The organism is Vibrio sp. CK2-1, from assembly GCF_021726515.1.
Classification (GTDB): Bacteria; Pseudomonadota; Gammaproteobacteria; order Enterobacterales; family Vibrionaceae; genus Vibrio.
The window spans coordinates 308864-331121 of record NZ_JAKKCJ010000003.1; the positions used below are offsets into that span (position 1 = coordinate 308864).

At 41.1% G+C, this 22258-nt stretch carries 19 protein-coding genes; 13 read left to right on the forward strand and 6 right to left on the reverse strand.

The window, feature by feature from the left end:
* Positions 1-84: 84 nt before the first annotated feature.
* The 7 genes from pabC (at position 85) to L3V25_RS10105 (ending at position 6995) form a co-directional block, all read left to right on the forward strand.
* Entirely contained in the window at positions 85-903 is an 819-nt protein-coding gene (pabC, locus tag L3V25_RS10075) for an aminodeoxychorismate lyase (protein ID WP_237295231.1), read from the forward strand.
* Positions 900-1922 (forward strand): endolytic transglycosylase MltG, encoded by a 1023-nt coding sequence (gene mltG, locus L3V25_RS10080; protein ID WP_237295232.1) that lies wholly within the window; start codon positions 900-902, stop codon positions 1920-1922. The genes pabC and mltG overlap by 4 nt, the downstream gene beginning before the upstream one ends.
* Positions 1922-2566, forward strand: a complete 645-nt coding sequence (gene tmk / locus L3V25_RS10085) for a dTMP kinase (protein WP_237295233.1) — start codon at positions 1922-1924, stop codon at positions 2564-2566. Before mltG ends, tmk begins: the two co-directional genes overlap by 1 nt.
* A complete protein-coding gene (locus L3V25_RS10090; protein WP_237295234.1) occupies positions 2566-3525 on the forward strand; it encodes a DNA polymerase III subunit delta' C-terminal domain-containing protein in 960 nt (319 codons plus the stop codon). The genes tmk and L3V25_RS10090 overlap by 1 nt, the downstream gene beginning before the upstream one ends.
* 80 nt (positions 3526-3605) lie before the next feature.
* The gene (locus L3V25_RS10095) at positions 3606-4373 is read left to right on the forward strand and encodes a YchF/TatD family DNA exonuclease (protein WP_237295235.1); all 768 of its coding nucleotides are present in this window, start codon (positions 3606-3608) and stop codon (positions 4371-4373) included.
* A gap of 398 nt (positions 4374-4771) precedes the next feature.
* Entirely contained in the window at positions 4772-6268 is a 1497-nt protein-coding gene (locus L3V25_RS10100) for a PTS transporter subunit EIIC (protein WP_237295236.1), read from the forward strand.
* 184 nt (positions 6269-6452) lie between these two features.
* The gene (locus tag L3V25_RS10105) at positions 6453-6995 is read left to right on the forward strand and encodes a hypothetical protein (RefSeq protein ID WP_237295237.1); all 543 of its coding nucleotides are present in this window, start codon (positions 6453-6455) and stop codon (positions 6993-6995) included.
* Between the two features lie 100 nt (positions 6996-7095).
* Here the strand turns inward: L3V25_RS10105 and L3V25_RS10110 are convergent, their stop codons facing one another.
* Together L3V25_RS10110 and L3V25_RS10115 are read right to left on the reverse strand one after the other, a co-directional pair.
* Positions 7096-7191, reverse strand: a complete 96-nt coding sequence (locus L3V25_RS10110) for a MetS family NSS transporter small subunit (RefSeq protein WP_237295238.1) — start codon at positions 7189-7191, stop codon at positions 7096-7098.
* 1 nt (position 7192) lies between these two features.
* A complete protein-coding gene (locus tag L3V25_RS10115; RefSeq protein WP_237295239.1) occupies positions 7193-8665 on the reverse strand; it encodes a sodium-dependent transporter in 1473 nt (490 codons plus the stop codon).
* Between the two features lie 714 nt (positions 8666-9379).
* Between L3V25_RS10115 and L3V25_RS10120 the strand changes: the two genes are divergently transcribed.
* Both L3V25_RS10120 and tagH read left to right on the forward strand, forming a co-directional pair.
* The gene (locus tag L3V25_RS10120; protein ID WP_237295240.1) at positions 9380-10555 is read left to right on the forward strand and encodes a patatin-like phospholipase family protein; all 1176 of its coding nucleotides are present in this window, start codon (positions 9380-9382) and stop codon (positions 10553-10555) included.
* Positions 10556-10737: 182 nt separating this feature from the next.
* Positions 10738-11787: a type VI secretion system-associated FHA domain protein TagH gene (gene tagH / locus L3V25_RS10125; RefSeq protein ID WP_237295241.1), complete on the forward strand. Its 1050-nt coding sequence runs from the start codon at positions 10738-10740 to the stop codon at positions 11785-11787.
* 107 nt (positions 11788-11894) lie between these two features.
* Here tagH and pyk read toward each other — a convergent pair whose 3' ends face one another.
* Positions 11895-13340, reverse strand: coding sequence for a pyruvate kinase (gene pyk, locus L3V25_RS10130; protein WP_237295242.1), 1446 nt, complete (start codon positions 13338-13340; stop codon positions 11895-11897).
* A 247-nt stretch (positions 13341-13587) separates the two neighbouring features.
* On the opposite strand from pyk, the gene L3V25_RS10135 reads away from it, so the two are divergent.
* Positions 13588-14802, forward strand: a complete 1215-nt coding sequence (locus tag L3V25_RS10135) for an ROK family protein (RefSeq protein ID WP_237295243.1) — start codon at positions 13588-13590, stop codon at positions 14800-14802.
* An 89-nt stretch (positions 14803-14891) separates the two neighbouring features.
* Here L3V25_RS10135 and L3V25_RS10140 read toward each other — a convergent pair whose 3' ends face one another.
* On the reverse strand, positions 14892-15653 hold the full coding sequence (locus tag L3V25_RS10140) for a YciK family oxidoreductase (RefSeq protein ID WP_237295244.1): 762 nt from the start codon (positions 15651-15653) through the stop codon (positions 14892-14894).
* 188 nt (positions 15654-15841) lie between these two features.
* Here L3V25_RS10140 and sohB point away from each other — a divergent pair, with 188 nt between their 5' ends.
* Together sohB and focA are read left to right on the forward strand one after the other, a co-directional pair.
* On the forward strand, positions 15842-16909 hold the full coding sequence (gene sohB, locus L3V25_RS10145) for a protease SohB (protein WP_237295245.1): 1068 nt from the start codon (positions 15842-15844) through the stop codon (positions 16907-16909).
* Between the two features lie 295 nt (positions 16910-17204).
* Complete coding sequence (gene focA, locus L3V25_RS10150; protein WP_237295246.1) at positions 17205-18047, forward strand: formate transporter FocA; 843 nt, start codon at positions 17205-17207, stop codon at positions 18045-18047.
* A 97-nt stretch (positions 18048-18144) separates the two neighbouring features.
* On the opposite strand, the gene L3V25_RS10155 is transcribed toward focA, so the two are convergent.
* The gene (locus L3V25_RS10155; RefSeq protein ID WP_027697124.1) at positions 18145-18402 is read right to left on the reverse strand and encodes a YciN family protein; all 258 of its coding nucleotides are present in this window, start codon (positions 18400-18402) and stop codon (positions 18145-18147) included.
* A gap of 336 nt (positions 18403-18738) precedes the next feature.
* On the opposite strand from L3V25_RS10155, the gene topA reads away from it, so the two are divergent.
* Positions 18739-21366, forward strand: a complete 2628-nt coding sequence (topA, locus tag L3V25_RS10160) for a type I DNA topoisomerase (protein ID WP_237295247.1) — start codon at positions 18739-18741, stop codon at positions 21364-21366.
* Positions 21367-21468: 102 nt separating this feature from the next.
* Here the strand turns inward: topA and miaE are convergent, their stop codons facing one another.
* The gene (gene miaE, locus L3V25_RS10165) at positions 21469-22242 is read right to left on the reverse strand and encodes a tRNA isopentenyl-2-thiomethyl-A-37 hydroxylase MiaE (RefSeq protein ID WP_237295248.1); all 774 of its coding nucleotides are present in this window, start codon (positions 22240-22242) and stop codon (positions 21469-21471) included.
* Positions 22243-22258 lie beyond the last annotated feature (16 nt).

Sequence of the window (22258 nt, forward strand, 5' to 3'; positions counted from 1 at the left end):
ATTTTATAAAGCGGTTTAATGTTATAGCATTAAGCCGCTTTTTTTTTTGCTATGATGCAGCCAATAAACGGGAATAGGATCACTATGTTTTTTGTAAATGGAAAACTACAGCAAAGCGTATCTATTACAGACCGTTCATTTCAATATGGAGATGGCTGCTTCACGACTCTTTTAGTGAAATATGGTCAACCATTATTACTTCATGCTCATAAAGAACGTATTGATTTAACTTGTCAGAAACTTTTTATGTCGCCTCCAGAATGGAATCAAGTGGAGGAGTGGATTGAAGCGGCTATCAATGCCTCAGGTCATCAAACACTTGCGTTAAGTGGTCTTAAAATCCATGTGAGTCGTGGAAGTGGCGGAAGAGGTTATAGCCCAAAAGGCGCAAATGCTACACAAGTTGTAGTCCAGACCTTTGCTTACCCTGAACATTATTCAACTTGGCAATCTGAGGGAATAAAAGTTGGTGTGAGCGCCACTTGTTTAGGGATAAATCCTCAGCTTGCTGGGCTTAAACATAATAATCGCTTAGAGCAAGTGCTGATTAAGAAAGAAATTGATGATACTGAGTTCGATGACAATATCGTGCTTGATATTGATGGGAACGTCATTGAGATGAGCGCCGCCAATTTGTTTTGGGTGGCCAACAATCAGCTTTACACACCAGAGTTAGTGAAAAATGGTGTGCTAGGTATAAAGCGAAAACAAGTATGTGAATATGCCGAGCAGACAAAAATGACAGTGAATATCAGCGATTACACATTAAACGATGTGCTTAATGCTGATGAAGTGTTCATTACTAATGCACTTCATGGTGTCGTTCCAATCATTCAAATAAATAATAAAGAATTTAATATTGGCGCAATTACACGCGCTATTCAGGAGAAAATGAACCCGTGATTAAAAAATTAGCCATGGTATTGCTTTTAATCGTAGCGGCATCGGTAGCAGTGATGTTTTATGCCAAGTCAGAAGTCACTCGCTATGTAGAGCAGCCATTAAATATTGAATCTGAGCAGCTGATTACTATCGAGCACGGTAAAACGCTAAAAAGTGCATTGTGGATGATGGAGCAACAGGGTTGGATTACCGGCAATACCTTTGCTCGTTTGTTACCCCGCTTATACCCTGAAGTAGTTCATATTCGTGCGGGGACTTATCAAGTTAACCCTGGTGAAACATTGAAGCAGGCTTTAATGACGATGGTGACGGGTGAAGAATTTCAATTTACCATTACCTTTATTGAAGGGAGTCGTTTCAACGAATGGCGTAGTCAGCTAGATATGGCAAAAGGTTTAGTACATAAAACCAAAGATCTAAGCGAAGCTGAGATTGCCAAAGCACTTGGTGAAAGTCACCAAAAATTAGAAGGCTTGTTATTAGCGGAAACATACCACTACACCGAAGGTATGTCGGATCTTGATATTCTGAAAAGGGCACATCAATCACTTACTCGTGAGTTAGATGCTGCTTGGCAAACAAGACAAAAAAACCTACCGTTGGACACGCCGTATCAAGCGTTAATTTTGGCGTCAATTATTGAAAAAGAAACCGCGGTAGAATCAGAGCGCCAACGTGTCGCGTCAGTTTTTGTCAATCGATTGAATAGAGGCATGCGATTACAAACTGACCCTACGGTGATTTACGGCATGGGTGATAAATATGACGGCAACATTCGTAAGAAAGATTTGTCGACCCCAACCCCTTATAACACCTATGTGATTAATGGTTTACCACCAACGCCGATTGCCATGCCAGGGGTTAACTCTGTACGTGCTGCGTTAAACCCAGAGAAAAGTAGCTATTTATACTTTGTAGCAAGTGGTGATGGTGGACACGTGTTCACTAAATCGTTAGCTGAGCATAATCGTGCGGTGCGTGATTATTTGAGAAAATTACGAGCAAATAAGAGTAACTAATGAAAAACGCGAAATTTATTGTAGTTGAAGGCTTAGAAGGCGCAGGAAAAAGCACCGCGATTAATGCTGTGCTGGAAACCTTAAAGCAGCATTCAATCCTAGATGTCGTACAAACGCGTGAGCCGGGTGGTACAACATTAGCGGAAAAGTTACGTGCATTAGTGAAAGAAGAGCATGCGGGAGAGGAGCTACACGATATCAGTGAACTACTGATGATGTATGCGGCTCGCGTGCAACTAGTTGAAAACGTGATTAAGCCAGCACTTGCTAATGGTCAATGGGTGCTTGGTGATCGCCATGATTTATCTTCTCAAGCGTATCAAGGCGGTGGTCGTCAAATTAGCCCTGAAATTATGAGCAATCTAAAACAAACCGCGTTAGGTGACTTCAAGCCAGATCTTACTTTGTATCTAGATATTGATCCTAAAATCGGCTTGGAAAGGGCGCGTGGTAGAGGCGAGTTAGATCGAATTGAAAAAATGGATATTAGCTTTTTTGAACGAGTACGTGCTCGCTATTTAGAAGCCGCGCAACAAGATCCTAGTATTATTACTATCAATGCCAATCAAACGATTGAGCAAGTGGCTAACGATTTACGCCGTGCTCTACAAGTATGGTTTGATAATGGACAAACGGTAGCATAATGGCTTTATATCCTTGGCTAGAGCCGCTGTGGAAACAATGGCAAGTAATGCTTTCTCAACAAGCCACACCACACGCTATGTTGTGTAGTGCTAATGCTGGTACCGGAATAGAAGATCTCGTTAATCGCCTTGTGGCGGCTGTTGTATGTAAAAACACACACGATGAAGCCTGTGGTTTTTGTCATAGCTGTGAGTTAAGTCAAGGTGGTCACCATCCTGATATTCACTGGGTAACACCGGAGAAAGAAGGTAAAGGGATTAACGTTGAGCAAATTCGCGAGGCTAACCGCTACGCGATTGAATCATCGCAACTCGGTGGCAAACGAATCATCATTGTTCAGCCAGCGGAATCGATGAATGAATCGGCATCCAATGCTTTATTGAAAACATTGGAAACTCTGCCAGAACAATGTGTATTTGTACTGTTGACTCAAGATAAACACAAATTGTTGCCTACCATTATTAGCCGCTGTCAGCATTGGCAATTGCCTAAAGTGGCAAAGCCTGTGTTGCTGGATTGGTTGGGCTCTCAATTATCTAATGAGCAAATGCCAGACTGGTTTAGCTTGAAGATGTATGCACAGTCACCGCTGGATGCCTTGTCGTTCATCAAACAAGACAAGCAGAAAGAGTGGGAGCAGTTACTTGCTCTACTTTTAGCTGGAGTACAAAAGCGTTCATTTTCTTTATTTGAAGTGCAAAGCTTTTTTAAGAATGAACCATTAGAGAAAGTGTCTTGGCTGCTGTATCTATTCAATGATCTACAAAAAGCCCATTTTGGTGTGGCGGATATTCCTCAACCTGCGGTATTTGAGCAACTTGCGAGTTGTATTTCGTATACTAGCGCCTATTCTCATTATCAACATCTGCAACAAATGCATCATTCATTAACGACTTCGAGCGGTTTGAACGCTGAGTTACTGATCGTAGATTGGTATCTCACCCTAGTTCAATCTTAAGCTCAAATAAAAATTTAAAGTTAAATCAAGATCTTATTTGCGAACCCTTATTTGCGAACTATGAAATCAGGAACTAGACTATGTTAGTTGATTCACATTGCCACCTCGATAAATTAAATTACAATGACTTACATGTAGATGTTGCGGATGTGGTTGCCAAAGCAAAGCAAGCGGGTGTTGAGCAAATGCTGAGTGTTGGTGTGACACTGGAAGCATTTCCTTCAATGCTGGCGATGATCGAACCGTTTAACAATATTCATGCATCGTGTGGCGTTCACCCACTAGATTGCGAAAGTGAATTTGATCTTAATACGTTTAAACAATATGCCAACCATTCAAAAGTGGTGGCGATTGGTGAGACAGGGTTAGATTTTTTCTATCAGCCTGAAACCGCGCAGCGACAAATGGAATTGTTTGAGCAACATGTAGCGGTTGCCAATGAATTAGATAAGCCGCTGATAATCCATACGAGGAATGCTCGTGCTGAAACGTTAGATGTATTAAGAAATGGCCATGCTGAGCGTTGTGGTGGGGTGATCCACTGCTTTACTGAAGACTTAGCGTTTGCGAAAGCGGCCATTGATCTTGGGTTTTATATTTCTTTGTCTGGGATTATTACCTTTAAGCAAGCGACAGAGTTGCAAGAAGTCGTAAAACAATTACCGCTAGATAGACTGCTTGTCGAAACCGATTCACCTTATCTAGCGCCTGTTCCGCATCGTGGTAAAGAAAATCAGCCCGCTTATGTATCAGAAGTGGCTGCATTTTTAGCCAAGCTGCAACAATGCGATGTTGAAACGGTATATGAAGTAACAACGTCTAATTTCAACAAGTTATTTTTAAGTTAGTTAGATATAGAAGGCTGTGACACGAATTATTCGCGTAAAATGAGACTAAGATCTCATTTGTGATATTCGAATTCATCAACTCAGTTAAAACTTGTTTCAAATCATTACTGGAATTGAAGGGCCTTGTTACGATTTTTACGTTCGATAAGGAATCTTTAGTCAATTAAGATATTTTAAAATTGTTAACTTAAGCAGTTATACTGTGGGTGTTATTCTTTTTATTGAGATCTATATCGATAAAATAGCGTGCATGGATCACTTTGTTAAATTAAAAAAGTTGATTTTACTGCATAGATAGAACATCCTACGCCGGTTTTAAAATGTTACATTTTTATGCAAGTGGGACGGGGGAGTTACACTTCACGCTTGTATTTTTCTAAGCATAAAGGTTAAAAATTATGTCATATCAATCAGCAGCAGAAAAAATCCTTGAAGGGATTGGTGGTGCAAGCAATGTCAAATTCATGACATTCTGTGCAACACGTTTACGCTTTGAATTAAATGATGGTTCTATCGTAAATAAAGAAGCATTAGATGCAATCCCAGAAGTGATGGGTTGTGTTCCTCAAAGTGGTGATCGTTATCAAATCGTTATTGGCGGAGCCGTTGGTAATGTTTATAACGCAATTAAAGCACTACCTTCTATGAGTGATGGTGCACAACCTGCTGCAGCAGACAACAATGGGTCAGCATCAAATGACGAACTGAAATCTTCTTTACGTTCTTCTGGTGTACGTGGCAAGGTTCAATGGATTGATGCTTTCTTCGAATATCTTTCAGACTCTTTCCGTCCAATTTTAGGTGTTCTACTTGGTGCATCATTAATTATCGCTTTAGCGGCTGTTCTTGATGCTCTCGGCTTAGTTGATTTCAGGGGTGAAAAATCAGCAGGTTGGGTATTTGTCGATACAATGTGGCATACAGTATTCTACTTCTTGCCGATTATGATCGCTTATAATGCATCGAAAAAATTAAACGTAGACCCTTGGTTAGGTGCTGCGATTATGGGTGCCTTAATGACACCTGAATTCCAGAAGTTAGCCTCTATGGCTTCAACAACTTCGACTCTGGATCCAGAACTAGGTATCACAACAAAAGTTGCTGACATTTTTGGTTTTGCGATGCAGTGGAATGACTACTCAGGGCAAGTATTCGTACCGTTAATCATGGTTGCAGTATTAGCACTTGTTTATCGCTTCTTGCAAAAGATCTTCCCAGAGAATGTTCACATGGTATTCGTACCATTCTTCTCTCTAGCGATTATGATCCCATTAACGGCATTCTTCATCGGCCCACTAGGTGTTTGGATTGGTATCGACTTAGGTAATGGCCTTGCATGGTTGAATAATAACGCACCATTTGTATTTGCATTGTTGATTCCTATGCTTTACCCATTCCTAGTTCCACTAGGTCTACACTGGCCTCTAAATGCTTTAATGTTAATGAATATCCAAACACTTGGTTATGACTTCATTCAAGGTCCAATGGGTGTATGGAACTTCGCATGTTTCGGTGCAACCGCTGGTGTACTATTAATCTCAATGCGTGAAAAAGATAAGACTATGCGTCAAACTGCATCTGGTGCATTGGCAGCAGGTCTATTTGGTGGTATCTCTGAGCCGTCTCTATATGGTATCCACTTACGTTTTAAACGCGTTTACTCTCGCATGCTTCCTGGTTGTTTTGCTGGTGGTCTTGTGATTGCAATTCTTGGTTCTCAATACCAAGGCGTTAAAACATCAGCATTTGCCTTTACTTCATTGTTAACTATCCCTGTATTTAATCCAATGTGGGTATATGCAGTGGCAATTGCGGTAGCGTTTATTGTTCCTATGTTACTGATTTTCTTCTTGGATTATCGTACAGACGAAGAAAAAGCCGCATCAAAGAATTAATCGGATTTTAATATCAATTGATATTTGATTAATACAAATGACAAAGCCAGTTGGGTCAACTCAACTGGCTTTTTCTTTGCAAAAAATTGGCATATACCTGACGGTCAACCCATCATCGTACAAGCTATTTATGGTTCAATCTTGTCTGGACAATGAATTGTAGATTAAGTGCCTTGGAGGGCCGATGAAATTGCATATTACTAAAACAGGTAGTTTGATAGTTGGGAGTATATTAATAGCTTTTAATGCCCCAGTACTTGCGGATGAAGGCGTGAGAACAAACACTTCGGTTCCGTCTTATATAAATGATTCAGACTATAAAGTGGGCTTTGGATTTGACCGAGGCTTTAGTGTTGTTGGGCAACTTTATAATAAAGTGAACTTGTCACTTGGCGATGATGGTATAGCGGCTGACTACATTTTTCTAACCGGTAAGTTTAATCAAAAACTACCGTTTACTTGGTATGCTTCTGTTGGTGGTTTCTATGACTGGGATAAAAGCTGTCATAACGGTTGTGGAGGTTATTATGATAATAATGGCCGCTGGCATTCACACCATGATTCAGACCATTATTTTAATGATTACGGAGTGCGTGTGCCATTCGGACTAGACTGGAACTTTGCTAGTCGCTGGGATACCTACGTTCAACTCGCCCCTGTGATCAATATTCCTGATGACTTCGATGTGGATTTTCAAGCCGCGATAGGGATCCGATACTCTTTATAATTCTGCGTAATTAGTCGTTAGTAATGAGTTGGACATATATGAAAACGAAAAAGCCCGCATCAGTTGCGGGCTTTGTTATATGTGATGTTAATTATTGTCTTTATTCACTTTTCATCGCACGGCGGATGCACAATGCTGCGCCACCCCATGTAATGCCAAGGCCAATAACCATCATAATAATTGCACCAGTCGTCATATTAAGCCTCTTTTGATTTCTTTAAGTTAACAACGATAGAGATAATCAGCATTAGCGCTAATAAGCCCCAGCCTAGTGTTAATAGATCCGACATGCTGTAGCCGCCATAGCCATCTGTAAGGGTCGCAATAATCTTATTAGCTAGGATGATTGCAATCATGATTGGGCTTAAGAAGCGGATACATAAGTCGAACCATACACCGATAGTTAGCTCTGATACTGCGTTAGCGTGTTTACGAATATCAGCGACTTTAAATAACCAACCAACAAGCACCAATTCGATTAGACAGCTTCCTAATAGAGCGATGTTGTTGATGAAGTAATCGACTAAATCCAGTAGTAACAAACCACCATTGGTTGCGAATGCTAGTGATACTATAAGACCTGTACCACATACAATACTTGCGGCTTTACGGCGAGACCATTTTAGTTTGTCAATAAAGGCAGACGTTACCGCTTCCATAATCGAAATGTGCGAACTGAAGCCGGCAACCACTAATGCTAGGAAAAATAGTGGGCCTAGGATGTATGGTGCTGGTAATAAGTTAATCGCCGCTGGAATTGTCACAAAGGCCAAGCCAACACCCGCAGAAACAACTTCTGTTAGTGGTTTGCCTTGCTCTTGTGCCATGTAACCTAGTACAGAGAAGATTAAGACACCGGCTAAGATAGAGAAGCCACAGTTAATCAATACTGTCATTACAGCATTGTTACTGATGTCTGATTTCTCTGGTAGGTAGCTTGAGTAAGCCAACATGATGGCAAAACCAACAGATAGCGTGAAGAACATTTGTCCGTACGCTGCAGACCAAACAGAAGGGTCGGTTAAGCGACTAAAGTCAGGTTGGAACATGTAGTTCAAGCCATCAACCGCGCCAGGTAAGAAAATCATACGGCCAATCAAAGCAAGTACCATGATGAATAGAATTGGCATCATGATTTTACCAGCACGTTCAATACCACCTTTAACGCCACCGAATAGAGCGGCATAAGTGACAAGCCAACCGACAATCATCGGAATCGCAATGTGCCATTGAATGCTACCTAGTTGACTAGGAGAATTATCGCCACCGAGTTGTAGGTATTCACCAAAGAAGTATGCATTTGGATCGCTGCCCCAACCTTGAGTGAAAGCTAGACCAACATAAGAGATTGCCCAACCGATGATCGCGATGTAGTACACACCGATCACCGCAGCAATCATTACTTGGAACCAACCAAGCCACTCAAACTTTGAATTAATTTTTGCTAATGTTCTTGGCGCTGAACCACGGAATTTATGACCCATGGTGAATTCCATAATCATAAAAGGAATACCCGCGGTGAGCATGGCAAAAAGGTATGGAATAAAGAATGCACCGCCACCGTTTTCATACGCCATGTATGGAAAACGCCAAATATTACCTAATCCTATTGCCGATCCTACGGCCGCTAGAACAAACCCCGCTCGGGAGCCCCATTGTTCTCTTTTCATGTACAAATCCTCTGTAACTGCGTAAATGGATACTTAACAATTTAGAAACAGATTTCATTTTTAGGTTTAAAATTCTGTATCACTTGTTACGTTCCAGATTATTATTCTGATATTTTAAATGTGTGTTTGCAGTAGATGAAACATTCACCTGTGCATGGTTTGAGATTACATATTCAATATAAAGAACGCAATAGAAGCGCTAGAATGTAAAGGTTAGGTTAAATATTGGATAAAACTTGATAAAATTATCAATATGCTAGATTGAACTGCTGTAATTAATATTGCTAGTGTTATTCGCTAGTAATTGGTTATCTTTCACGATGTTTGTGTTTTGGTTTTTTATAATTCAAGTGTTGTTTTAATGTGCGATTTTTTGAGCCAGTACAATATTTTGTTCTAAATCTTATCCTAAGTGCAGTTGATTTTTTGTAGACTGTTTAGTGATCTAGGGAAGGAATGCCGTTAAATTTAACCAAAGATTTTTGCTAATATATTGAGAGTTTAACGACACTTTCATAGGCTTGGTGACTAGAGTCATGTTAATATCATTTCATCTTAACTATCCGAGGTTTTATTATGAGTCGTGATTTGAAAATTTCTGCAGTGATCATTTGTTCTATTATCGCTTTTCTTACTGCGTACGCAGCTATTGTTGTTACGCATTAATCGCGTGAGCCAAAGAACATATAGCTACAATAGAATTAAGGAGTGAGTGTGAAAAATAGTGGCGTTATTACCGATGCGGGTATGTCTATTGACCTCACTACACTCAATAAGTATGCCAACGGACGGCATGCTTTAGTTGCCCAAGGAGGAGGACAGAAAGGCATTTTTACTGCCGGCGTTCTTGATAGTTTTCTTGAAGCGGCGCTCGATCCTTTCGATGTTTTTTATGGTACATCTGCCGGTGCTTTAAATTTAACCTCGTATATTTGTCGTCAACGAGGACTAGGCAAAGCTTTCATTACAGAGTTAACCACTCGTCCAGAATTTTTCCGCTTATTCAAACATATTCGTCGTAAACAACGTCTCGATCTTGATTGGGCCTTTGATCAATTAGTTGCTCCTCCTTATCTACTTGATATTGATGTGGGGCGTTTTGCTTTAGGTGATCGAGAAGCCTATGCCGCTGTGACGAATATGACGGATCTTCACGATGAATATTTGCCGATCACGTCTAATAATTGGTCTGATACCTTAAAAGCAACTTGTGCAATCCCTGCCTTATATCGTCATGAAGTTGAAATCGATGGTAAGTATTACGTGGATGGTGGCGTTTCTGCCGCAATCCCAGCTCAAGAAGCTTGGCGTAGAGGCGCGCGTTTAATTACGGTTATCCGTACTGAACCAATAGATTTAACTGAAGAAATCAGACAAGAACAAAGCGCTACCGTGCTTAATTCATTTTTGAATAGAGTAGGGTTAGACCAACACTTAGAATCGCTACAAACTCGTATCGCAGAAAGAACCGCGAGCTGGCGTTTGGATTTCGATAGTTTCTTAAAACAGCGTATTGAGCGCTCTAAACTCATTGAGACAGAGCAAGCTAAGCCATTGTTAAATGGTGGACGTTGGTTATTTGGCAGCAGTGATGTGTATCGCTTGTGTCATCTACTAGGTGATCAGTTTGATGCTGGCATCATGGATATGCTTCTAGTGCATCACCAAACCTTTACGCTGACTCATAACTTTATGCTTAAGCCGCCAGATGATTGTTTCATTTTGCAAATAGCTCCTGATCAGCCATTAAGGTCTTCTCCATTACTCAGTAAGCCGGAAGATTTAGAATTTGACTATCAGCTAGGTCTTAAGGCTGGGCGACGTTATATTGAGCAATTTTCAACTCTTGTATCAAAACCTGCGGTTATTCACAAAAGCGCTTACTCCTAACGAGAGTCGTATTTTAGTGATCTGATTCGATAAGCGATCGAAATGAAAGTTAACTCGATCGCAATTCTTCCTTCCTTTTATGCCTGCCTGAGTATTTTACGCCAAAATTTCTTTTTTAGAGCCTCAAGGTAAACAAACCTTAGTGGCAATTGAAACGTTTTTGCTGTGTAAATGGAGTGGTCATGGAAGAGAAAACTTTTCTCACGTTTGTTGTGATGAATACTCGTCTTTTAAAAACAGGTGGTGCAGCATCGCATCAATTTAAACAAGAAGGTGGTTACATTGGTAATGATGATAGTTGCCACTGGATATTGCCTGATCCGAACAATGCGCTTATTACCCCTTATTGCCAGATTAAGTTTGAAAATGACGAATATCATCTTATTGATATTCAAGGTGGCATCGGTATTAATGATGAGTCGCCTCAATTTGAACAACAACGACATATAAAAGTAAAAGATGGCGATGTCTTCCGTATTGGTTCTTATCAAATTAGAGCACATTTAAAAGTCGTGGAAGTGGAAACAGAGCAACGTTATCGCGTGGCGGAAACCGTTGCTTCTGGCGTACAAGAAGCTTCTAGTGTACAAGAAACCACTCCTTCATATATTCCTCAACTCGATATTGATTTGCCAGCGGCGCGAGAGGTTCAAGCATCGAAAACCGAGGTTGAACCATCCATAAGGCAAGATGATCAGAACAAGGAAATAAGGATGTCACCTTCAATCAATACTAGTACCAATGAAATTAATGAACCACTTGCGGCAAGTATCGCAGGGTTGTTGGCCATCCATAGCCGACAAGATAATTCTTTTCATTTATTAAATCGCAGTTTCCAGCCAATTCAAGATAACCCACTGCAAATGGGGCTCACGCCAGAAGAAACCAAAAACTTGATGTTCGGTGAAGAGCGTAGTCTATTTCACTTAGAGCCCACTCAAGCGATTGAAAGTAGTTTTAAATCTATAGAATCACACAGTGAGCGAATGCATCAGGCAACAGAGTTAGCCTTAAAATATTTACTCAATGAGTTTTCACCTGAAACCTTATTAAAGCGTTTTGAAACCTATCGTAAAAATGCACCGGATAATGTCGATAAAGAGGCTTGGGCGTGGAAAATGTACCAGTCGTATTTTTCTGAATTGACCTCAGGAAGACAAAAAGGTTTTGAAAAGCAGTTTTGGGAAGTGTTAGAGCAATCGTACGATACTTTACAATGTAAGCAGCCTTAAATTTAAGTAGACCTCGTATAACAAACCGCTCAATTAAATTGGCCTCGATACCCAAATTACTGGATATCGAGGCCTTGTTTTATATACCAAATTACTTTGGGTATTTTTTATTCTACTTCAATGATACGCATACAGTTGGTTGAACCTACTAAGTCCATCACATCGCCTTGGGTGATGATGACTTTATCGCCTTTCTCAAGTAAGCGGTTTTCTTTTAATGTCGCAATCGCTGCTAATGCGCAAGGTAGACCAGAGCCAGCTTCATGCTCAAAAAATACTGGCGTCACACCACGGTATAATGCTGCTCGGTTAAGAGTACTTTCGTTACGAGATAAAGCAAAAATAGGCAGACCAGAACTTAAGCGTGACATCATTAATGGTGTGCGGCCTGATTCAGTCATTGAAACGACAGCAGTGATGCCTTGCATATGGTTTGCAGAGTACATGGTTGCCATTGCAATGGTTTCTTCTGCCGATTGGAATTTACGGTCTAAGCGGTAGTTTGACACATTAACGGATGGCATCTTTTCAGCGCCAACACAAACTTCTGCCATTGATTTGACGGTTTCAACTGGGAAACTACCCGCTGCGGTTTCTGCGGAAAGCATTACGGCATCAGTGCCATCAAGAACGGCGTTCGCCACATCCATCACCTCTGCACGTGTTGGCATTGGGCTTGTGATCATAGATTCCATCATTTGCGTGGCGGTAATCACGTTACGATCTAGGCTACGTGCGCGTCGAATCAGTTGTTTTTGTACACCTACGAGCTCTGCATCACCAATTTCTACCCCTAGGTCACCACGCGCTACCATTACCACGTCAGACGCTAGGATAATATCGTCCATGCTTTCTTCGCTAATAACGGTTTCAGCACGCTCAACTTTGGCAACTAATTTAGCTTCAAGACCCGCATCACGCGCCAAGCGACGTGCATAATGCATATCTTCGCCATTGCGTGGGAAAGAGATAGCAAGGTAGTCTACTTTGATTTTTGCAGCCGTGATGATGTCTTGTTTGTCTTTTTCAGTTAAGGCATCAGCGGATAAACCACCACCTTTTTTGTTGATGCCTTTATTATTTGAAAGAGGGCCAGCAACCGTGACTTCGGTATGTACTTTATTGCCATCGACACTGGTTACTTTAAGTTGAACACGACCATCATCAAGTAAAAGAATATCGCCAGGACCCACATCTTTTGGTAGTTCTTTATAATCTAAACCGACAGCATGTTGATCGCCTTGGCCTTTTTCAAGATCGCTATCAAGTGTGAACTTATCGCCAATATTTAATTGAATTTTGCCGTCTTTGAAGGTTGAAACACGAATTTTAGGTCCTTGTAAGTCACCTAAAATAGCCACATGAATGCCTAGTTTTGCCGCAATAGTGCGGACTTTTTCTGCTCGAATAATATGGTCTTCAGCAGAACCATGTGAGAAGTTCATTCGGACAACATTAGCACCCGCTTTGATGATATCTTCCAGAATATTATCTTTGTCTGTGGCTGGACCAAGGGTGGTGACAATTTTGGTACGTCTTAAACGTTGAGACATGTATAACTCCATCTATATTTGAAAATTTCGTTTACGTTATCACTAATTGAAGTGTGATTTTAGGAAATACTGTGAATAAATGTATCCGCATTATTATAGGGTGTATTTACGAAAAGGTGTTTTATCATACAAATACGTTACTAATTAAAATTTAACCGTGATATTTGTCACGCAACGGTTGCATGGTGCTTCACAATTAGTTCGCAGTGTAAAAAAATTGCGGCAGGTTTTTCAAAAGGAGTACTTTATGTACATGGCTCAACCTGGTCACATTGATCAAATTAAGCAAGTCAATACAGGTCGTGTATATAAACTCATCGATCAATTTGGCCCAATCTCTCGTATCGATCTATCAAAATTAAGTGGCTTGGCACCAGCCAGTATCACGAAAATTTCGCGTGAATTAATGGAAGGGCACTTAATTCATGAAACCGTAGTACAAGAGTCTCTTAGTCGAGGTCGTCCTGCTGTGGGGCTGCAAACCGATAATACTGGTTGGCAGTTTTTGTCTATACGACTCGGTAAAGGTTATTTAATTATTGCTCTGCACGAACTTGGTGGGGAGGTCGTCACCGATTATAAGGTGGAGATAGAAGCCTCGGATCAAGATCGATTACAACAACAAATCTTAGATGAAATTGAGAAATTTTTTGTTCAGAATGTCGATTTAGTTGAGAGGATGACCAGTATTGCAGTGACACTACCTGCTCTGGTCAATTTCTCTGAAGGTGTGGTAATTCAGATGCCGCATTTTAATATTAAAAATTTAGCGTTAGGCCCCGCCATTTATGCTCAAACGGGCGTGCCAGTCTTTATTGCTAATGATACTTGTGCTTGGACTTTGGCTGAAATGTTGTTTGGTCAGTCTCAAGAAGTTGATAATTCATTACTCATTAGTAATCACCAAGGCGTTGCGGCTGGAGTGATTTTAAATGGCCGTTTGGCTTACAGTCGTAATGGTAACATCGGAGAGTTAGGACATATTCAAATTGATCCTGATGGTGCCGTATGTGAGTGTGGCAAACGTGGTTGTTTAGATACGGTTGCCTCCTCCCAATCGGTGTGTCGTGCTGTTACAGAGAAAGTAGCTAAAGGCGAGCCAACAATATTATCGGCCGATGATATTACGATGGAAACCATTTGCTCAGCCGCGTTAGAAGGTGATGAATTAGCCAAACAAGCCATTGAGAAGTTAGGGAGAGATTTAGGCAAGGGCATCGCTATTATGGTGAATATCTTTAGCCCGGAAAAAATCTTGCTGGGTGGTGCATTAACCAAAGCTAAGTCAATTTTATTCCCTGCTATTGAGCAAGCTTTGCAGCAATATAGTCTGCCTATTTTTCATAAAGATGTGCCTTTAGTAGAAAGTAAATTCTTTACTCAAACCACGATGCCAGGTGCGGCACTCATTAAGCAGGCACTTTATGATGGTTCATTACTCTTGAAGGTGGTTGAAGGTTAATTTCGATATAAAGTGATATTAATCAAGCATATAAAAATAAAGCCAGCGTAATTGCTGGCTTTGTTGTCTTTGGTGAGCTGAGTTAAGGCTTACGATTTAAATAGCTTATTTCGCTCAGGCTGTGCATCAATGCATTGACCGTGAACCTCTTGGCTTTCTGTTGCCATCAGGTAAACATACAGTGGCATGATATCTTCGGCCGTTTTCAGCAGGTTAGTATCTTCTGCTGGATAAGCTGAGGCACGCATTTTGGTACGAGTTGCACCTGGATTAATCGCATTAACGCGAATAGGGGTGTCACTGAGCTCATCTGCCAGAATTTGCATCATGCCTTCGGTCGCAAATTTAGAGATAGAATAACTTGCCCAGTAAGCTTTACCAATATGACCAACCGTTGAAGAGGTGAAAACAATGCGGCCGTTTTCTGATTTTTTAACCAGAGGCAGTAATGCTTGAGTCATTAGTAGTTGTGCTTTGACATTGACTTGCATCACTTCATCAAAAGCACTTTCTTCAATTTGTTCAAATGGTGTGATCGTACCTAGTAGACCGGCATTATGTAAGATGCCATCAAGTTTACCGAATTGATCTGCAATCGTATCGGCCATATCAAGGTAGTTCTGTTTGGTCGCCCCTTTCATATCAAGAGGGATAATCGCCGCTTGCGGGTAACCTTTCGACTCGATCTCATCGTACGTCGCTTCTAGTTTGGACACGGTGCGTCCTAGTAAAATAACGGTTGCGCCATGTTGAGCGTAGTGTAAGGCCGCTTCTTTACCTATACCGTCACCAGCACCAGTGACTAAAATGGTTTTTCCAGTAAGCGCTGAAGGGGAAACTGAATAATTCACCGTATGTAATCCTTAATCTAACTTTATATCTTTTATGCTCATTTTATTTGAAGTTAGGTGGGCATATACAAGAGCTATACCTTGAAGTCACTTGGGTATATGCAATAATGTACCGCTATTTCAAATAATAAGTGGTTAGCATCAACGTAAACTCGCTTACCATACACTAAACCGCAAGTTTTGAGGGAATGATATTGGAATTTTTGTTGGATTATGGGCTGTTTCTAGCCAAAGTCGTGACGTTCGTCGTTGCGGTAATCGCATTGTTTGTTGGCATTAAAGTATTAGGCGGAAAGGGCGGTCATGCGAAAGGTGAATTACAGATCACTGACTTGTCAGAAAAGCATACTGAAACGGTCGCACAATTAGAAGAACACTTGCATGATGAAGCGTATTTAAAGGCTCGTCATAAAGCTCAAGAAAAAGAGCAAAAAGAAAAGAACAAAAAAGAGGCCAAAGAAGCGAAAAAGGCCGCAAAATCCGGTGAGTTGGTAGATACGCGCAAACCTCATTTATTTGTTTTGGATTTTAACGGTAGCATTGATGCTAAAGAAGTATCGTCATTACGTGAGGAAGTCACCGCGATTCTTTCTGTCGCTAAAGAAGGGGATGAAGTACTACTTCGTCTAGAGTCTGGCGGTGGCATGGTTCATGGTTATGGGCTGGCTTCTTCTCAACTCGATCGCCTTAAAAATGCCAAGATTCCATTAACCATTGCTGTCGATAAAGTAGCAGCAAGTGGTGGTTATATGATGGCTTGTGTGGCAGATAAAATTGTTTCTGCGCCATTTGCGATTGTTGGCTCGATTGGTGTTATCGCACAAATTCCGAACTTCAATAAATTGCTGAAAAAGAATGATATTGAATTTGAGCAAATGACCGCAGGCGAATATAAACGCACCTTAACCATGTTTGGTGAAAATACTGATAAAGCACGCGATAAGTTCAAGCATGAATTAGAAGAAACTCATGTGCTATTTAAAGACTTTATCCGTGAGCACCGTGCAGAGCTTGATCTAGAGAAAGTGGCTACCGGTGAACATTGGTTTGGCACCCAAGCGCTTGAGTTAGGGCTGGTGGATGAAATTAAAACCTCAGATGATTTAATTGTTGCAGCGACCAAAGAAAAATCAGTGCTCGCCTTGCACTATGTTCGCAAGAAAAAACTATCGGATAAAATTTCTGGTAGCGCAGCGAAAACCGTCGATAGTGTACTACTTAAATTGATATCTAGAGGCCAGCGCCCAATCGTATAGCAGATACCTCTAATGGGGTAGGCGCATGAATAACTGATTTATATCAATCTTTATTGAATTAAGCTCACATCTCGTGAGCTTTTTTTTTTAGCGTAATGAGTTTTTATTTTGAGTGATTTCTGTAGGTTTTAGCCGATGTTCGCGACTTTTTGATGGTTTTTCATTAATGGTTTCTTGTTGTGAAATTAACTTTTTTCAACTTTGAACTATGATTAGAAAGCTTGAATTTGATCACATTAAAACGCAATATTCAGCCATCAACCTTGTTTTGTATCTAATTGTTACGAGAGAAAAAATGGACAACAATCAATTTGAATCATTAATGCCACCTGAAATGGCAAAAAAAGCCGCTGAAGCTGGTGTTTACAAAGTTAATAAATCTTTCTTTAAAACCTTTATGCTTGCAGTTACAGCTGGCATGCAAATTGGTATTGCATTTATTTTTTACACTACGGTAACTAGTGGTACCGCTGACGTGGCTCCAGGCTTTTCACATTTTGTTGGTGGTTTAGCATTTAGCCTAGGTTTAATTCTTGTGGTTGTAACAGGTAGTGAATTATTTACTAGCTCAACTTTAGTTGTTGTAGCAAAGGCAAGTGGTCTTGTGACTTGGGGACAGTTAATTAAAAACTGGGCTCAAGTGTATTTTGGCAACTTTGTCGGTTGTATTTTACTGGTTGGCATTATGTTAGTTGCTCAACAGTACATGAGCGATGCGGGTGGTATCGGTTTGAATGCGATGCACATTGCCCAGCATAAAATGCACCACTCTTTCGCATCAGCAGTTGCTTTAGGTACCATGGCTAACTTACTGGTATGTATCGCGGTTTGGATGTCTTATGCTGGTCGAACTCTAACTGATAAAATGCTGATTTTGATTTTACCTGTTGCGATGTTTGTATCATCAGGTTTTGAGCATAGCATCGCAAACATGTTCCAAATCCCATTTGCGATTGGTATCAAAAACTTTGCACCGGCTGAATTTTGGGAAATGACTCATACAACAGCTAGCCAGTTTGCCGACTTAAATATGGTTGATTTTGTAATGAATAACCTTATCCCTGTCACCATTGGCAATATTATTGGTGGTAGTCTATTTGTTGGTTTGTGGTTCTGGTCAATTTACCTACGAAAGTAATGTAACCATAAATAGGTGACATAAAAATGCCCTAGCTGAGACTAGGGCATCTTTTTATATATACTCAAGTGACTTGGGTAAAGGTCTAATATCTGAATTAGTGCACTGTATTTTCTAAGGTGAATTCTTTAGATAAATGATGTGCGAGATATTTGAACATATTAAATACCGCTGTGGTTTTTTCAGTCGGCAACCCTTGTTCATCTAAGAAATATTCGCCTTTGAAAATCAACACATCATCTTTCTCTATTACTGATGTGGCGCGCATTCCTTCCATATAATTTGCATGTTCTTGAATGACTTGGTTTGCAATCAGAAGAAGTTCAAATTCGGAGATGGCTTTTTTACTACTCATAGTGGCCTACTTAGAATGAAAGTTAAGGTTTGGTTGAATATCATTAAATAAGGCGCTATTGTCCGCCTCAATTTGATTCCAAAGTTTATACCTAACTCGTTGCTTGGTATAGCGAATGGCAGTAAAAAATCCTGAATTTTGTTTTTCAAAAATCGCACCAGATGGTCAGTCACCTTACTGCATCTTAGTTGGCGATATGTCGCTCACTCAGCATGAAAAGTGAAAAAACAGGTTGATCTTATTTAAAACTCACTCGATAGTAAAAAAAGAAGCAATTAATTAAAGCAGCGTGCGTAATCAATAAACGCGACCTGATGAGGATGTTTAGAATTAGTTATGGGCAAATCTCTTGTTATTGTAGAGTCACCAGCTAAAGCGAAGACTATCAATAAATATCTTGGAAAAGATTTTGTTGTGAAGTCGAGTGTTGGCCACGTACGTGACTTACCTACTGCCGGCCAAAGTAGTGGAAAAAAAGCGGCCGCGATTTCAACTAAAGGTATGAGCCCTGAAGAAAAAGCTCGTATCAAAAAAGAAAAAGACAAAGCAGCCCTTATTAAAAAGATGGGTATCAACCCTTACCAAGGCTGGGAGGCGAATTATCAAATCCTTCCGGGTAAAGAAAAGGTTGTTGCTGAATTACAGAAATTAGCCAAAGACGCCGATTGCGTTTATCTCGCAACCGATTTGGACCGCGAGGGGGAAGCTATTGCGTGGCACCTTCGTGAGATCATCGGTGGTGATGATGCGCGATACAAACGAGTAGTTTTTAACGAAATTACTAAAAATGCTATTCAACAAGCCTTTGAAACACCAGGTGAATTGAACCTAGATGGTGTGAATGCTCAACAGACACGACGCTTTTTAGACCGTGTGGTGGGCTTTATGGCTTCACCTCTGCTTTGGAAAAAAGTGGCGCGTGGTTTATCTGCCGGCCGTGTTCAATCGGTAGCTGTGAAATTGTTGGTTGAGCGTGAACGTGAAATCAACGCCTTTATTCCAGAAGAGTTTTGGGATATTCATGCTGACACGACAACACTAAATAATACTGATTTCCGTTTACTCGTCGCTCAACAAGGTGGCTCTGCTTTCAAACCCGTCAATGAAGCGGAAACCAAAGCGGCGTTATCGGTTCTTGAAAAAGCGACTTATGAAGTTTGTAAGCGTGAAGACCGCCCAACTTCAAGTAAGCCTTCTGCGCCATATATCACCTCAACATTGCAACAAGCGGCAAGTACCCGCTTAGGCTATGGGGTGAAAAAGACCATGATGCTCGCTCAGAGACTCTATGAGGCGGGTTACATCACTTATATGCGTACTGACTCAACTAACTTGAGTAAAGAGGCTGTAGAGGCTTGTCGTGAGTTTATTCAATCTGAGTTTGGTGACGCTTATTTACCTGCCAGTCCTTTAGCTTACGGTAGTAAACAAGGCGCTCAAGAGGCGCACGAAGCGATTCGTCCATCTAGTGTTGAAGTAAAAGCCGAAGACTTAAATGGTATGGAAGCGGATGCCCACAAACTTTACGCACTGATCTGGAATCAATTTGTTGCCTGTCAAATGACACCAGCAAAATACGATTCAACCACAGTAAGTGTTAAGGCTGACGACTTTACGCTAAAAGCCAAAGGGCGCATTTTGAAGTTTGACGGTTGGACTCGTGTTCAGCGTCCAATGGGTAAAAATGAAGATCAAATTCTACCGGAAGTGAAAGTTGGCGATACCTTGTCGCTGAAACAACTCGATCCGAAACAGCACTTTACTAAACCGCCGGCGCGTTTCACCGAAGCAGCATTAGTTAAAGAGCTTGAAAAACGTGGTATTGGTCGTCCATCGACTTATGCATCAATCATTTCCACCATTCAAGATCGTGGTTATGTAAAAGTTGACCAACGTCGTTTCTATGCAGAAAAAATGGGTGAGATTGTTACCGATCGTATGGATGGTAGCTTTAATGATCTGATGGATTATGATTTCACTGCTCGCATGGAAGAAAAACTCGATAAAATCGCCGAAGGTAATTTAACCTGGACTCAAGTCCTAGATGAGTTTTTTGATGCATTCACCGCAGATTTAGATAAAGCGGAATTAGACGAATCTGAAGGTGGCATGATGCCAAATAAGATCGTTGAAACCAGCATTGAATGTCCAACGTGTTCACGTCCAATGGGAATTCGTACTGCCTCAACAGGTGTGTTCCTAGGTTGTTCAGGTTATGCATTGCCACCAAAAGAGCGTTGTAAAACCACCATTAACTTAGGTGATGAAGAAGGCGTAGTGAACGTTTTAGAAGAAGACGTTGAAACGGCGGCTCTTCGTGCTAAAAAGCGTTGTCCAATTTGTGAAACCGCAATGGACGCTTATCTGATTGATGACAAGCGTAAGATGCACGTTTGTGGTAATAACCCGAACTGTGAAGGTTATGTGGTTGAATTCGGTGAGTTCAAACCAAAAGGCTACGATGGTCCATTAGTTGAGTGTGACAAGTGTGGCTCAGATATGGTGCTGAAAAATGGCCGCTTTGGTAAGTACATGGGTTGTACTAGCGAGGAATGTAAAAATACTCGTAAGATCTTACGTAACGGCGAAGTTGCGCCACCGAAAGAAGATCCAGTACATTTCCCAGAATTGCCTTGTTCTAATTCGGATGCTTATTTCGTACTACGTGATGGCGCATCTGGTTTGTTTATGGCGGCAAGCAACTTCCCGAAATCTCGTGAAACTCGCGCACCGCTAGTCGCTGAGATGGCAGAATACAAAGATCGTATTTCTGAAAAATTCCATTACTTAGCGTCTGCACCGGTTGCCGATCCTGATGGGATCCCAACAGTCGTTCGCTTTAGCCGTAAATCGAAAGAGCATTACGTGCGTTCAGAAGTGGATGGTAAACCATCTGGTTGGACTGCACTGTATATTGACGGTAAGTGGGAAATCACAGACAAGCGTAAAAAACCAAAGAAATAGGTTTTTAATCGCTTAACGAAAAACAGCCCGATGCATTTGCACCGGGCTGTTTTTGTATAAAATGGCTCGTGGCTCGTGGCTCGTGGCTCGTGGCTCGTCTCGTTAGGCCAAGGCAGCTGCTTCGACAGGAACGCCGCTATGAAAACGAAACTCCGCTTCCTCTCGTTGAATGAGTTGACCTTCACGTTCGCCAATTAAGCGAACTCGTTCACTAATATCTTCTCCCGCAATCGCTTCGGCTAGCGCTAGGTAATCTTGATAATGACGTGCTTCTGAACGTAACAAAGAAACATAAAATTTATTCAGCTCGTCATCTAAAAACGGGGCTAGCTTGGCAAAACGTTCACAAGAGCGCGCTTCAATATAAGCACCGATAATCAACTTATCGATTAGGGCAGCAGGCTCGTAGGTTCTGACCGTCTTCATTAAACCTTTGGCGTAGGTTCCCGCGGTAAGGTTCTGATAAGGGATGCCTCGGTTTTCCATAATCTCAAGCACTTGCTCAAAGTGATGGAATTCCTCTTTAATCAAACGCACCATTTTATCAACCAGATCTTGGCCATGCTCAAAGCCATCACGAACGGTTAGGCTACTAGATTGCATAATGCTTTTTTCTGGAAACTCGACATCACGAATGCACTTGTAGACATAATCTTCATAAGGTTTCGCCCATTGCATCAGTGTTTGACCACTTTGCTCATCAACCGCATATTTACGCACCATAAACATGGCCGTTTGAGCTGCTTTTAATTCGCAATTGCAGTGGTCAATCAACAAGGCGTTTAAATGCTCTGGTTGCTTGGCTTTTTCTATCCAAGCCTCTGGTGTTGGACAATGTAGAAATTGGTGTATAGGTTTCAGTAATTCTTGATACATGGCAAATAAAGGTTTC